Consider the following 12,786-nt stretch of genomic DNA (forward strand, 5'->3'; position numbering starts at 1 on the left):
TCGGGAACTGTTTAAATCCAACTCAAAGAATTTCAGAATGCGAAAAAACAGGTCATTTTTATAACAATCAATGATGAATTAAAATAGTGGTTCGTGGAGGGAATAAAATGAGTGAAAAGAAAGCCTGGTTAACCCATTATCCAGAAACAATTGCCCGTGAAATCGAAATTCCAAACAAGTCATTACCACAACTCCTTCTTGATACTGCAACCCAATATCCTCAAAATCAAGCAATTACTTTTTATGCGAAAAAAATAACCTATCAGGAATTGTTACAAGCCTCTACTGCGTTTGCAGCTTCCTTGCAAGCATCCGGTGTCCAAAAAGGGGATCGGGTTGGCATCATGCTACCTAATTGTCCTCAATATGTAATCACCTATTACGGTGCTCTTCTTTCGGGGGCTATTGTGACTCAAATGAATCCGATGCTTGTCGAAAGAGAAATTGAATATATATTAAAGGATTCTGGGGCTGAAACAATTATTGTATTGGATACCTTGTATCCACGGATAAAAGCAGTTCAGGGAAGGTCAAATCTGAAAAACATCATTGCGGTTAGTATCCAGCCGACAAATCAGAGCTTTGGAGATGACTATTCGTTTGAAACCTTTTCAACTGTTGGAAGAGGGCAGTATACACCGATTGAAATCGAGCCTGAACATGATGTTGCCGTGCTTCAATACACAGGTGGGACAACAGGTCGCTCAAAGGGAGCAATGCTCACCCATCGTAATCTTGTTTCCAATATTATGCAATGTTTTGAATTTTTTAAATCAAGTGTCACGATTGGAAAAGAACGCTTCTTAACCGTGATTCCGTTATTTCATGTTTTTGGCATGACATCCTGTATGAATTATGCCATTTTTACAGCGGCAGATTCGATTATGCTGCCACGTTTTGAGTTAGAGGAGGTTTTACATACGATAAAAAAGGAGCAGCCAACTATTTTTCCAGGTGTCCCAACGATGTATGTGGCTATTACTAATCATCCACGGGCAGAAGAATATGGCATCGATTGTATTGAAACCTGCAATAGCGGAAGTGCACCAATGCCACTGGAGCTAATGAGGGAATTCGAAGGAAAGACGGGTTCAAAGATTCTTGAAGGCTATGGACTTTCAGAGGCTTCACCTGTGACGCATTGCAATCCGGTGTTTGCTGAAAGAAAGCCCGGCAGTGTTGGAATTGGCTATCCTTCGACAGATTATAAGATTGTTGATATCGCAACAGGAACTCGAGAGGTTCCAACAGGTGAATTAGGAGAACTGATTATTAAAGGGCCGCAAGTCATGAAGGGTTATTGGAATTTGCCTGAAGAAACAGCGGAAACGTTAAGAGATGGGTGGCTCTATACGGGTGATATTGCTAGTGTTGATGAAGATGGATATTTATATATTGTTGATCGCAAGAAGGACTTAATTATTGCGAGTGGCTATAATGTTTATCCCCGAGATGTGGAAGAAGTGCTGTATGAGCATCCTTCTGTACAGGAAGCCGTTGTCATTGGCGTACCAGATGCCTACCGTGGTGAAAATATTAAGGCAATTATCGTCTTAAAGGATGAGAAGAATTTAACCGAGGAAGAAATCATTCAATATTGCAAGGAAAACCTATCCACTTATAAAGTTCCAAGAATCGTTGAGTTTCGTGAAGAGCTTCCGAAAACAGGAGTCGGAAAAATCCTTCGCAGACAATTAAGAGAAGAAGCAAGGAAAGGATAAAAAAGAGAAAAAAGCGCCAAATTTTGAAATAGTTTTGAACAAATTAATGATTTGGTGCTTCTTTCTAAAAATATTTTCAAGAGGGTATTTTCAATGTGGTTGAGGAGTGGTATGAATATGTTATAATTCTAAGATAATTTTTAAGATTGTGAGGACTAAAAGTGAAGGAAAAAATTACAGAGCAAAGTGTCCGTTTATTTGAACAAAAGGGCTATAGCGAAACTTCGATTCAAGATATTGTGGATTCTCTTGGTGTTACGAAGGGCACCTTTTATTATTATTTTTCAAGCAAAGAAGAATTACTAATGGACATCCAATTACGCTATATAGATGAATTGCTGGAGCACCAGGAAGGAATTATGGAGGATCAAACACTGAATAGCAAAAGTAAACTTTTTGAGGTTGTCTATATGTCGTTAACGAGTATCAAAAAGCAAGGATTAAGCGCGAGAATTTTTTTTCGTGAAATGAAGAATTTGAGCGAAGAAAGTTTGAAAAGAATCATGCCAAAACGGGACCAATATCGTTTAAATATTGAAAGAATTGTTACAGAGGGAATCGAAAGGAAGGAATTTCGCAAAGAGTTAAATCCAGTAATTGTTACCTTTGGAATTCTTGGTATAACGAATTGGACCTATCAATGGTATAGTCCGGACGGCAGCTTATCAGAAAAACAAGTTGCAAAAATTTACCTTGATATGCTATTAAATGGGATTCAAACGAAAGCATAGTGATAGATATTTGATTGAACAAAATAAAAGACCATCTCAGAAAGAATCTGTCCTATTTGATGGATATAGGCTGAAGGGGATTCTTCCTTTCGTATAAAAGTTGGGTTGGGAAGGGTCTATCTTTCACATACCAACTGGTTAGTATGAGCTTGTGCGATTTTGATTGAAAAATAGTAAAAGGAGAGGAAAACATAATATTTTACTTCCTTGTTTCATAGATTAGATGGATAAAAGACATTTTTCCATAAAGGGAGGAGAAAAACGAAGATGAGTGAGATTCAAATCACAGCACGCTTTGGGGAAACGGATGTGTTAGGTCACATCAATAATGCAAGTTATTTTAGTTATTTGGAGGAAGCACGTATTCGTTTTTTTGAGGAAATTGGCTATGAGATAAGGAAAAATAAATGGAATTTTATTTTGGCTTCAACAAAATGTGATTTTGTTAATCAAGGGTATTTCAATCAAAAGATGACGATTAGCACGTACGTATCCCATATTGGGACTAAAAGCTTTCAATTAGAGCAAGAAGTAATCTGTTCGGAAACAAGAAATCTGATTGCGAAGGCAAAAGCTGTGATTGTTTATTTTGATTTTGAAAAACAAGAGAGCATGGAGATCCCTGATTTATTAAGAGAGGGTTTAAAAGGCTATTTTGTTCATTAAAAAATCATCATTTTCAATAAATAAAGGAGAAAAAAATGATGCAAAAGCAAATCAATGAAGATACGATTCCTGTTCGAAAAGGAGAAGAATTAAATCTTTTTGAATTAGAAAAATTTTTGCGACAGAATATAAAGGATTTGCCATCTAATCCGCTTGAACTTCTGCAATTTTCCGCTGGACACTCCAATCTTACCTATCAACTTAAGATAGGGGATTGGGAGGCGGTATTAAGAAGACCTCCACTAGGTCCAGTAGCGCCAAAGGCACATGATATGGAAAGAGAGTTTCGCATTTTAACTGAAATACACCCGCTATTTGCACCAGCACCTAAGCCAATTTTATTCTCAGATGATGGATCCGTTGTTGGTAGTCCTTTCTTTTTAATGGAAAGAAAACACGGAACGGTTCTAGATTTTACCTTTCCAAGTGAAACCAAGGTTACAAAGGATCTTTGTTGGGGCATTTCTGAGAATCTTGTTGAGAAACTAGTTGAGCTTCATTCCATCGATTATAAAAAAACAGGTCTTGTTGAAATCAGTAAGCCGGACGGATTTATGGAGAGGCAGGTTCATGGCTGGATTGCACGTTTTCAACGGGCAAAGACCGATGATGTAAAAGAAGCTGAAACACTAATGAAATGGCTAGCCAAGAATGTTCCCGAAAAGCATGATCATTCGATTATTCATTACGATTATAAGTTAAATAATGCGATGTTTAATGAAGATTATCAGGAAATGGTCGGCTTATTTGATTGGGAAATGACAACGGTGGGAGATCCGCTTGCAGATTTAGGCGTTGCGATGGGGTATTGGACCCTCCCAGATGATCCGGAAATGCTGAAACGGGGCTTAAATAAGCCACCTGTTACCGCTGTCTATGAAGGGTTTATGACTAGAAATCAATTCATTGAAGCTTATGCAAAGAAAAGCGGGCGGGATGTGACAAATTTTCATTTCTACTTAACCTTTGCATACTTTAAGCTCGCTGTGATTTGTCAGCAAATCTATTATCGCTATAAAAAGGGGCAAACAAAGGACCCTAGGTTTTCACAATTTAATCGAAGTGTTCAAAGTTTAATTCAACACGCTACAAATGTAGCTTTAAACAATCAATATGAGGTGCGATATGGTAAAAATTCACCTTCTTGTCAGGAAGGAAGAGATTAGTGAAGAAAAAATGAGAATGGGGACTAAGCTCGCAGTAGTTCTAGATGTCTTGCTAGCTACCACCACTATTACGTCTGCATTAAGGGATGGAGCAATTGAGGTCATCCCTGTTTTGACACCTGAGGAAGGATTGGAAATTGCTAAAGAACAAACAGGAGATTTCATTCTTGCCGGTGAGCTCAACACAAAATCAATTGAGGGGTTTGTATATCCTAATCCAACGGAAATCCGAAAGATGATTCGTAACAAAACCCTTATTTTATCAACAACTAATGGCACGGTGGCTTTACGTAAATCTGCTGGTGCTAAAAAGGTGTATATTGCTTCCTTATTAAATAATGAATTTGTGGCTCGCAGCGTTCACGAGGAAATGAAGGATGATTATACGATTGTGGTGGTTTGTTCTGGTAATTCTGGAGAGTTTAGTTTAGAAGATTTCTACGGAGCAGGGCATTTTATTAGTTGTCTTATACATCAGAATGAAGATGAAATGGAGTTATCAGATGCTGCAAAAGCAGCTCTCTCCTTTTATCAATTACAAATAGAGGATACCTATGAAGTCCTTCATTCTTCCTATGTCGGAGAGCTTCTCTCTCGGTACGGAATAATGGATGAACTGCTTCTAGCCTCACAAAAAGGAATTGTACCAATCGTACCAATCTTGGAAGGTAAGAGGGTTGTGCGAGAGAAAACATATACCTATTTTAAAAGTCCTAGAAACGGAGGTTGTTAAGATGGTGAAAATCAATGAAATCAATCAAGGTGCTCAATTCTTATTAAAAACGCTGGATGTGAAGCAGCTTTTTACAGCAGAGGATTTAACCGATGAGCACAAGATGATTAATGCAACAGCTAAACAGTTCATAGAAAAGGAAGTACTGCCAAATAAAGAAGAAATTGAAAAGCAAAATTTTGAGCTGATTGTTAATTTAATGCATAAGGCTGGGGAGCTCGGGTTGCTTGCCCACAGTGTTCCTGAAAAGTACGGTGGTCTTGGTTTAGATAAGATCAGTAAAGGAATAGTGGGGGAGAATGTTGGAGCAACCGGCAGTTATGGGGTTGCTCATTCTAATCACACATGCATAGCTACTTTGCCAATTACTTATTTTGGAACAGAGGAGCAAAAAAAGAAGTATTTACCTAAGCTTGCATCCGGGGAATATATTGGGGCTTATTGTTTAACGGAACCAAATGCGGGTTCAGATGCATTATCCTCGCAAACAACTGCAAGACTGAATGAGACAGGAACTCATTACTTATTAAATGGGACGAAAATATTCATTACGAATGCAGTATTCTCCGACACGTTCATCGTTTATGCCAAGGTGGATGGGCAACATTTTACAGCCTTTATAGTTGAGGGAGGGTTTCCTGGCCTTTCTTTAGGTCCTGAGGAGAAAAAGATGGGAATTAAAGGCTCCTCAACAAGATCAGTTATTTTAGAGAATTGCGAGGTTCCAGTTGAAAATATTTTGGGGGAAATTGGCCGAGGACATGTCATTGCCCTTAATGTTTTAAATCTTGGACGCTATAATCTTGGCTTCGCCTGTATGGGAGGAGCAAAACAGGCATTAAAAGCGACGGTTCCCTATATTCGGGAGAGAAAACAGTTTGGTAAGCCAATTGCTGAATTTCCTGCTTTAAAAGAAAAGATCGCCAAGATGTCTGCTAAAATTTACGCGGCTGAATCCGTTCAATATCGTACAGCTGCCCTTTTAGAAGAGGCATTAGGGGGATTGTATGAATTAGCTGATCAAAGGCTAATCGCAAACAAGCTAAGTGAGTTTGCAACAGAATGTGCGATTTGCAAAGTATTTGGCTCAGAAACCTTGGATTATGTTGTCGATGAGGCACTTCAATTACATGGTGGAGCTGGATTTATGAATGATTATGGAATCGAGCGAATGTATCGTGATTCACGGATTAATCGCATATTTGAAGGAACGAACGAAATCAATCGTTTGCTTATCCCAACGCATTTATTCCGAAAAGCAATGAAAGGAGACATCCCTCTTCAAGAAAAGGTAAAGGAAGCTCGAGATAAGCTTCAAAAAGGAATGAATTTGCTTGAAGGTGAGTTTGCTCGTGAACGCAGCACGATTGAATTCATGCGCCATCTCTTTTTAGTTTGTGCTGGAATCACCGTTGAGACATTTGGGCAAGAGATGGTTCATGAACAGGAAGCGCTAATGCGTCTTGCGGATATGGCAATTTTCCTTTTTGGAGCGGAATCTGCCGTGTATCGTACCTATAAATCTATCTTGAAGCGTGGAGTCGCGCCTTCTAAATTGAAGATTGATTTAACAAGAACTTATTTACAAGATTCACTTTGGGGGGTAGAAAAATTAGCACGCATCCATGCATTAGAACTTTGTAAGGATGAGAAGGATGCAATGCAATTGGTTGAACTGATTACTAGGGAATGCAGTCGATATCAATTATATGGAAAAGGCTATGAGCGCAACCGAATGATAGCTGAAAAACAATATGAAGCCGGTCAATTTACCTGCTCATAATTTTTCCTTTTGAATGGTTGTAAACATTTCGCATTGAAAAGGAATTGGAAACTTGAAAACGATGATTGCCATTGTAATGGAAAATATCAGCAAATGAAAAGGAGAGTGTTTCAATGAGATTTTTACAAACAATCGCTCTTATTACTGGTGCTGGAAGTGGGATTGGAAAGGCGACAGCCATTCGTCTTGCAAATGAAGGGGCAAAAGTGATTTTGGTTGGAAGGACGAGAGCCAAGCTTTTAGAAACAGCACAGGAAATCAATGAAACGAAAAAAATCCCAGTTGCAGAAATATTCCCTGCTGATGTCACGAATGAAGAAGATGTACTTGAGTTGGCTGAACATGTTAAAGAACAATTTGGGGATTTGCATATTGTTATTAATAATGCAGGAGGTTCCAAGAATTCAACAATCCTCGAAACATCTGTTGATGATTGGGACTATGTCCAAGAAGTAAATTTACGGGGGGTTTTTATCGTTTCTAAAGTGTTGGGAAAACTTATGGTGGAAGCGGCAAAAGGGGATGATTTTCCGCAAAATCGTGCGATAGTGAATGTGGCCTCCCTATCAGGACATCAGGCAGGAGCCAATATTCCTCATTATAGTGCTGCGAAGGCAGGTGTTATTAATTTTACAAGAGCTTTAGCGTTAGAGCTTGCTCCATACGGAATTAGAGTGAATTCCGTTTCCCCCGGATTTGTCGATACTCCGTTAACTCAAGACGGGCTAGAAAATGAAAGGTTTGTCAAAGCAATCGAACGGAATACGGCATTAAGAAGGGTAGCAAAGCCAGAGGAAATTGCGAATGTTATTACCTTTACTGCTTCAAATGAAGCATCCTATATGACAGGCTCTGATCTGCTAGTGGACGGTGGCTGGTTAATTGTTTAGTAGATTGGAAGCTTGAAAGTTTGTGAAGAAGAGTGAAGAGGGTTTTGCAATGCGAACGGAAAACTAAAAGCCAAATGTGAAGGAGAGGATTTAATGAGTAAGCAAGACTTATTAATTCAGTTAGAAGAGACTATTTTGACTTTAACATTAAATCGACCAGAACGGTTAAATGCCTTTAGTCCAGATATGATATTAGGATTAACCAATGCGATTCAAGAAGCGGGAACAAATCCAGATGTAAGAGTGATTGTTCTTTCCGGTGCAGGAAGATCCTTCTCTGCCGGCGGTGATGTGAAAACAATGGGAGAATCAGGTGCTGTTCAGGTGTATGAGCATATTGGTCGACTTAATGAGTTGATTGTCACAATGAAGGATTGCGAAAAGCCTATTATTGCAGCTGTACATGGATTTGCAGCAGGTGCCGGCTTTAATCTTGCATTAGCCTGTGACTTAATTATCGCTTCAGAGGATAGTCAATTTGCCTTAAGCTTCTCCCAGGTAGGGCTCATTTCTGACGGTGGTGGATCTTTTCATTTACCAAGATTGATTGGTCCTCATCTCGCAAAGCAATTCTTCTTTAGCGCGGAAGCAATTCCAGCGAAAAGATTATATGAGCTCGGTGTGATCAACCATTTAGTGCCACTGGAAAAACTTCAGGAGGAAGTAGGGAAATATGCAGCAAAGCTTGCCCATGGACCAGGGAAGGCGTATGCAATGCAGAAAAAATTGATTGATCACTCTTTAACAGCAACTTTGGAGGAGATACTGGAGCAAGAACGAATTACGCAAACGATGATGGTACAAACAGAGGATCATCAAGAAGGAATTGTGGCATTTAAAGAAAAGAAAAAGCCGGCTTTTAAAGGGAAATAGGCTGTTCGAATTGATTTACTATTTTCAGTCAAGATGATGTGAGGAGGAAATAAATGAAGGCTTTTCAATTTACGGAATACGGTGGACCGGAAGTATTAAAACAAACGGAACTTGAAAAACCGCTGCCAAGGGGACATGAGGTCCTCATTGAAATCCATGCAATCGGGGTGAACTATGCGGATACTGCCCGAAGAGAAGGGCAATATGTTGTTCCAACCCCGTTACCGTTTATACCAGGTGCTGAAATTGCAGGGATCATAGTGGAGATAGGAGACCAAGTCTCTACGGTTCAACCCGGTCAAAAAGTAGTAACATTGATTGAATCCGGTGGGTATGCGGAATATGCACTGGCAGATGAGCGCTCCCTAATTCCTTTGCCCGAGAATTTGGATTTTCAAATGGCAGCGGCTCTTCCCTTGCAAGGGCTAAGCGCCTATCATGTGTTAAAAACAATGGGAAGGCTTGAAAAGGGGGAGAGTGTCCTCGTTTCTGCTGCTGCTGGTGGAGTCGGGTCTCTCGCTGTTCAGCTTGCCAAAATATTTGGGGCTGGTCAAATCATTGCAACAGCAAGTACAGATGAAAAGCTATCCTTTGCAAAGGATATGGGTGCAGATGTTTTAATTAATTACACCAAGGACGGATGGGAAAAAGAAGTTCGCGAGGCCACAGGGGGAAAGGGAGTCCATGTTGCTTTAGAGATGGCAGGAGGAGAGATCTTCCATCAAACGCTAAAATGCTTAGCTCCTTTTGGGAGACTTGTTATCTTTGGAAATGCAAGTGGGGTGCAAATTCCACTTTATCCAACCTCACTGATGGCAAGAAACCAATCAGTCATCGGCTTTTTTCTTCCACAGATTATGCGGCATCCGCAAATACTTCAGCCAAGCTTGGAGGAATTATTCTCTTTATTGGCAGAAAGTAAGTTGAAGCTAACCATTGGAGGGGTCTATCCGCTAGATGATGCGGCAAGAGTTCATGAATTATTGCAATCAAGAAAAACAATTGGAAAAATAATCCTGACTCCACAATCGTCTTCGTTTTGACCAAAAGGATGGTGGGTGGCAAAGGATGAGCCGCCAAATGGAAATCTGATCAATACTTTAAGGAGGAAAACGAGTGTGAATACGTTGCATTTTGCCCATTGGCCAAAGCGAATAGCGAAATCATTAACAGTGCCTGAAACAACCATCTACGATAATCTTGTTGTAACAGCCAAACGTTATCCAACCAAAAAGGCATTATACTATTATGGAGCCTCACTAACTTATTCTGAATTGCTACGTGAGGTGGATGCACTTAGTGGCTTTCTTGAACAAAAACTTGATGTGAAACCTGGTGACAGAGTCCTTTTATTTATGCAAAATTCTCCGCAATATTTGATTGCCTTCTATGCCATCTTGCGTGTTAGAGGGATTGTTGTTCCAATCAATCCGATGAATACAACAAGTGAATTGCGCTACTATATAAAGGATTGTGATAGTGAAATAGCCATCGTTGGTCAGGAATTATATTCACAAATTGAACCATTAATTGAAACAACTTCACTTAAATCTATCGTGGTTGCCGCCTATTCCGATTATTGTGCAAAAGAGGAGCAACAATCGGAATGGCCTCAAGAAGTGTTGACAGCAAGACAACCATTGAAAGGGGAAGGGCGATATCTATGGCAGGAGGTGCTATTAGAAGGTCACAACCCCACTCCATTTACAGGTGAGGCAGATGATATTGCGGTCTTGCCTTATACCTCGGGAACAACTGGAATGCCTAAGGGCTGCATTCATACGAATCGGACCGTTCAGGCTAATATTGTAAGCGCTTCGATTTGGAATACTACAACCTCTGATGCAGTTCATTTATCAACTTTGCCCCTATTCCATGTGACGGGCATGCTGCACAGTATGCATGCGCCCATTTTCACAGGATCCACCATGGTGATATTAACAAGATGGAATCGGAATCTTGCTATTCAAGCAATTGAAAAATACCAAATTTCTCATTGGGTAAATATCAGTACCATGCTTATTGATTTTCTCGCCAATCCTAACATTCAAAGCTATGACCTCTCATCCTTAATGGTTATTGCTGGCGGCGGGGCACCACTTCCGGAAGCAGTTGGGGAAAAATTGTTTCAGTTAACCGGTTTACGGTTTGTCGAAGGATATGGTTTATCAGAAACGATTTCCCACACCCATTTTAATCCACCTGATCGACCAAAACTTCAGTGTCTGGGAGTTCCAGCTTTCGATGTCGATGCAAGAATAATTGATCCCGTCACTTTACAGGAGAAGGGGGTTCATGAAATTGGTGAAATTGTCGTCTGTGGTCCGCAAGTATTTAAAGGTTATTACAATCGCCCAGAGGAAACAGAGCAGTCACTAATCAATATCGATGGAAAAAGCTTCTTCCGCACAGGAGATATCGCCCGATTTGATGAGGAGGGCTATTTTTTCATTGTTGATCGGGTAAAGCGGATGATTAATGCTTCTGGATTTAAGGTATGGCCAACAGAGGTCGAGTCTTTCCTCTATAAACATTCCGCTGTCCAGCAGGCATGTGTCGTTGGGGTTCCGGATCCTAAAAGAGGAGAAACGGTTAAAGCATTTGTGATTCTACAGCCTGATGCAATTGGCAAGGTAACAGAGGAGGAAATCATCGAATGGGCAAAAGAGCAAATGGCCGCTTATAAATACCCTAGAATCATAGAATTTAGAGATCATTTTCCAACTACGGCAAGCGGGAAAATTTTATGGAGACAATTGCAAGAAGAAGAAAAGAAAAAAATCGAGGCGGTGGAGAAATAATGAGTCAAATGGTAGAAACGGTTACAGGTCCCATTGCAGTTGAGGATTTAGGAAAAACATTAATTCATGAGCATATGATTTTTGGTTATCCAGGTTATCAAGGGGATGTGACTTTAGGTCCTTTTAATGAGGAGGAGGCACTTCAAGCAGTGATAGCTCAAGTTAAGGCAGTCATGAGCTATGGAGTTCAAACCATTGTTGATCCAACACCAAATGAGTGTGGACGTGATCCATTATTTCTAAAGAAAGTATCAGAAGCAACGGGTCTGCAGATTATTTGTGCAACAGGCTATTATTATGAGGGGGAAGGAGCACCACCATACTTTCAATTCAGATGGAGCCTTGGGAGTGCAGAACGGGAAATCTATGAAATGTTTATGGAGGAAATCACCGATGGAATCGCAGGAACAGGAATTAAGCCAGGAATCATTAAGCTAGCTTCAAGCAAAGATCGGATTACGGAATATGAAAAAATGTTTTTCTGTGCGGCCGCAAAGGTTCAGCAGGAAACAGGAATCGTTATTTTAACCCATACCCAAGAAGGAACCATGGGACCGGAGCAAGCAAGAATGCTCATTGAGCTTGGAGCTGATCCGCAAAAAATCATTATCGGTCATATGTGCGGTAACACGAATCCTAGCTATCATAAGGAAGTGATGGATCAAGGAGTCAAAATCGGCTTTGATCGATTTGGAATCCAAGGTTTAGTTGGCGCTCCATATGACGAGACAAGAATTGAAACATTGCTTTCCTTAATAGAACAAGGATATGAAGATCAAATAATGTTATCCCATGATTCCATTACAGTTTGGTTGGGGCGTCCGCCGGTAATGCCAGAGCCAGTAGCTGATATGATGAAAAATTGGCATCCACTCCATCTATTTGAAAATGTCCTCCCTGTATTACGTCAACGAGGAGTGGCAGAGGAGCAAATTGATAAAATGTTTGGTGCGAATGTATTATCGCTTTTCTCTGGTAGAAAATCGCAGGTGAATTTGTAAGGGAAAGGAAGGGAATATTCTAGTAGGGAGTGATTCCTCTTTTCCAATCCATGAAATCACACTTCAATTCTTTTTTCATACTATATAAAGTAGCTTACTAAGGAGGCGTAGTGTGATTCATGGATAACCAATTCTTTAAAAATGTTGAGAAAAAAACAGGCGTGAATATGAAGGATATTCTTGATTTAGCAGGTTCATTACAAAATGCGAACTTTAAAGACGAAAAAACCGTGAGAGGCGTTATCAAAAGAGTTTCTCAGATTGCGAATAAAAGAGTCCCAAAGGAAATGGAAGATAAGATCGTCAAATCCATCGTGAATGATGGCAAAAAGCTTGACTTTAATACCATTTCAAAGATGCTAAATACCAAAAAATGAAGCTATTTATTTGCATGGGGATCGAACTGAATGGATGATTTTGA

At 40.0% G+C, this 12,786-nt stretch carries 12 protein-coding genes; all 12 read left to right on the top strand.

All coding sequences use genetic code 11. The features are described 5' to 3' along the window. Positions 1-107: 107 nt before the first annotated feature. The 12 genes from ACE38V_RS00985 (at position 108) to spoVIF (ending at position 12,742) form a co-directional block, all read left to right on the top strand. Positions 108-1,721 carry a long-chain-fatty-acid--CoA ligase gene (locus ACE38V_RS00985; protein ID WP_375839258.1) on the top strand — a complete coding sequence of 538 codons (1,614 nt, stop codon included), beginning with the start codon at positions 108-110 and terminating at the stop codon, positions 1,719-1,721. A gap of 161 nt (positions 1,722-1,882) precedes the next feature. Beyond that, entirely contained in the window at positions 1,883-2,452 is a 570-nt protein-coding gene (locus ACE38V_RS00990) for a TetR-type transcription factor C-terminal domain-containing protein (RefSeq protein WP_375839259.1), read from the top strand. 267 nt (positions 2,453-2,719) lie between these two features. Continuing rightward, positions 2,720-3,118, top strand: coding sequence for an acyl-CoA thioesterase (locus ACE38V_RS00995; protein WP_375839260.1), 399 nt, complete (start codon positions 2,720-2,722; stop codon positions 3,116-3,118). Positions 3,119-3,156: 38 nt separating this feature from the next. Next, positions 3,157-4,284 carry a phosphotransferase family protein gene (locus ACE38V_RS01000; protein ID WP_375839262.1) on the top strand — a complete coding sequence of 376 codons (1,128 nt, stop codon included), beginning with the start codon at positions 3,157-3,159 and terminating at the stop codon, positions 4,282-4,284. Beyond that, a complete protein-coding gene (locus ACE38V_RS01005; RefSeq protein WP_375839263.1) occupies positions 4,244-5,017 on the top strand; it encodes a 2-phosphosulfolactate phosphatase in 774 nt (257 codons plus the stop codon). Before ACE38V_RS01000 ends, ACE38V_RS01005 begins: the two co-directional genes overlap by 41 nt. Position 5,018: 1 nt before the next feature. Further along, positions 5,019-6,800, top strand: coding sequence for an acyl-CoA dehydrogenase family protein (locus ACE38V_RS01010; RefSeq protein ID WP_375839264.1), 1,782 nt, complete (start codon positions 5,019-5,021; stop codon positions 6,798-6,800). Between the two features lie 113 nt (positions 6,801-6,913). After that, the gene (locus tag ACE38V_RS01015) at positions 6,914-7,690 is read left to right on the top strand and encodes an SDR family NAD(P)-dependent oxidoreductase (RefSeq protein WP_375839265.1); all 777 of its coding nucleotides are present in this window, start codon (positions 6,914-6,916) and stop codon (positions 7,688-7,690) included. A gap of 93 nt (positions 7,691-7,783) precedes the next feature. After that, complete coding sequence (locus ACE38V_RS01020) at positions 7,784-8,563, top strand: enoyl-CoA hydratase/isomerase family protein (RefSeq protein ID WP_375839266.1); 780 nt, start codon at positions 7,784-7,786, stop codon at positions 8,561-8,563. 53 nt (positions 8,564-8,616) lie between these two features. Next, entirely contained in the window at positions 8,617-9,606 is a 990-nt protein-coding gene (locus ACE38V_RS01025) for a quinone oxidoreductase family protein (RefSeq protein ID WP_375839268.1), read from the top strand. 75 nt (positions 9,607-9,681) lie between these two features. Continuing rightward, positions 9,682-11,364: a long-chain fatty acid--CoA ligase gene (locus ACE38V_RS01030; protein ID WP_375839269.1), complete on the top strand. Its 1,683-nt coding sequence runs from the start codon at positions 9,682-9,684 to the stop codon at positions 11,362-11,364. Further along, positions 11,364-12,365: a phosphotriesterase family protein gene (locus ACE38V_RS01035; RefSeq protein ID WP_375839646.1), complete on the top strand. Its 1,002-nt coding sequence runs from the start codon at positions 11,364-11,366 to the stop codon at positions 12,363-12,365. The genes ACE38V_RS01030 and ACE38V_RS01035 overlap by 1 nt, the downstream gene beginning before the upstream one ends. Positions 12,366-12,484: 119 nt before the next feature. Next, complete coding sequence (gene spoVIF, locus ACE38V_RS01040; RefSeq protein WP_375839270.1) at positions 12,485-12,742, top strand: sporulation-specific transcription regulator SpoVIF; 258 nt, start codon at positions 12,485-12,487, stop codon at positions 12,740-12,742. The last annotated feature ends 44 nt before the right edge of the window (positions 12,743-12,786 follow it).

The organism is Cytobacillus sp. Hz8 (assembly GCF_042263505.1).
Classification (GTDB): Bacteria; Bacillota; Bacilli; order Bacillales; family Cytobacillaceae; genus Bacillus_BE.

What these genes read in the sequence shown, in the direction of transcription:
- ACE38V_RS01005 (WP_375839263.1), top strand. Translation starts at nt 4,244, where the DNA reads ATGGTAAAAATTCACCTTCTTGTCAGGAAGGAAGAGATTAGTGAAGAA.
- ACE38V_RS01020 (WP_375839266.1), top strand. Translation starts at nt 7,784, where the DNA reads ATGAGTAAGCAAGACTTATTAATTCAGTTAGAAGAGACTATTTTGACT.
- ACE38V_RS00985 (WP_375839258.1), top strand. Translation starts at nt 108, where the DNA reads ATGAGTGAAAAGAAAGCCTGGTTAACCCATTATCCAGAAACAATTGCC.
- ACE38V_RS01025 (WP_375839268.1), top strand. Translation starts at nt 8,617, where the DNA reads ATGAAGGCTTTTCAATTTACGGAATACGGTGGACCGGAAGTATTAAAA.
- ACE38V_RS01035 (WP_375839646.1), top strand. Translation starts at nt 11,364, where the DNA reads ATGAGTCAAATGGTAGAAACGGTTACAGGTCCCATTGCAGTTGAGGAT.
- ACE38V_RS00995 (WP_375839260.1), top strand. Translation starts at nt 2,720, where the DNA reads ATGAGTGAGATTCAAATCACAGCACGCTTTGGGGAAACGGATGTGTTA.
- spoVIF (WP_375839270.1), top strand. Translation starts at nt 12,485, where the DNA reads ATGGATAACCAATTCTTTAAAAATGTTGAGAAAAAAACAGGCGTGAAT.
- ACE38V_RS01015 (WP_375839265.1), top strand. Translation starts at nt 6,914, where the DNA reads ATGAGATTTTTACAAACAATCGCTCTTATTACTGGTGCTGGAAGTGGG.
- ACE38V_RS01010 (WP_375839264.1), top strand. Translation starts at nt 5,019, where the DNA reads ATGGTGAAAATCAATGAAATCAATCAAGGTGCTCAATTCTTATTAAAA.
- ACE38V_RS01000 (WP_375839262.1), top strand. Translation starts at nt 3,157, where the DNA reads ATGCAAAAGCAAATCAATGAAGATACGATTCCTGTTCGAAAAGGAGAA.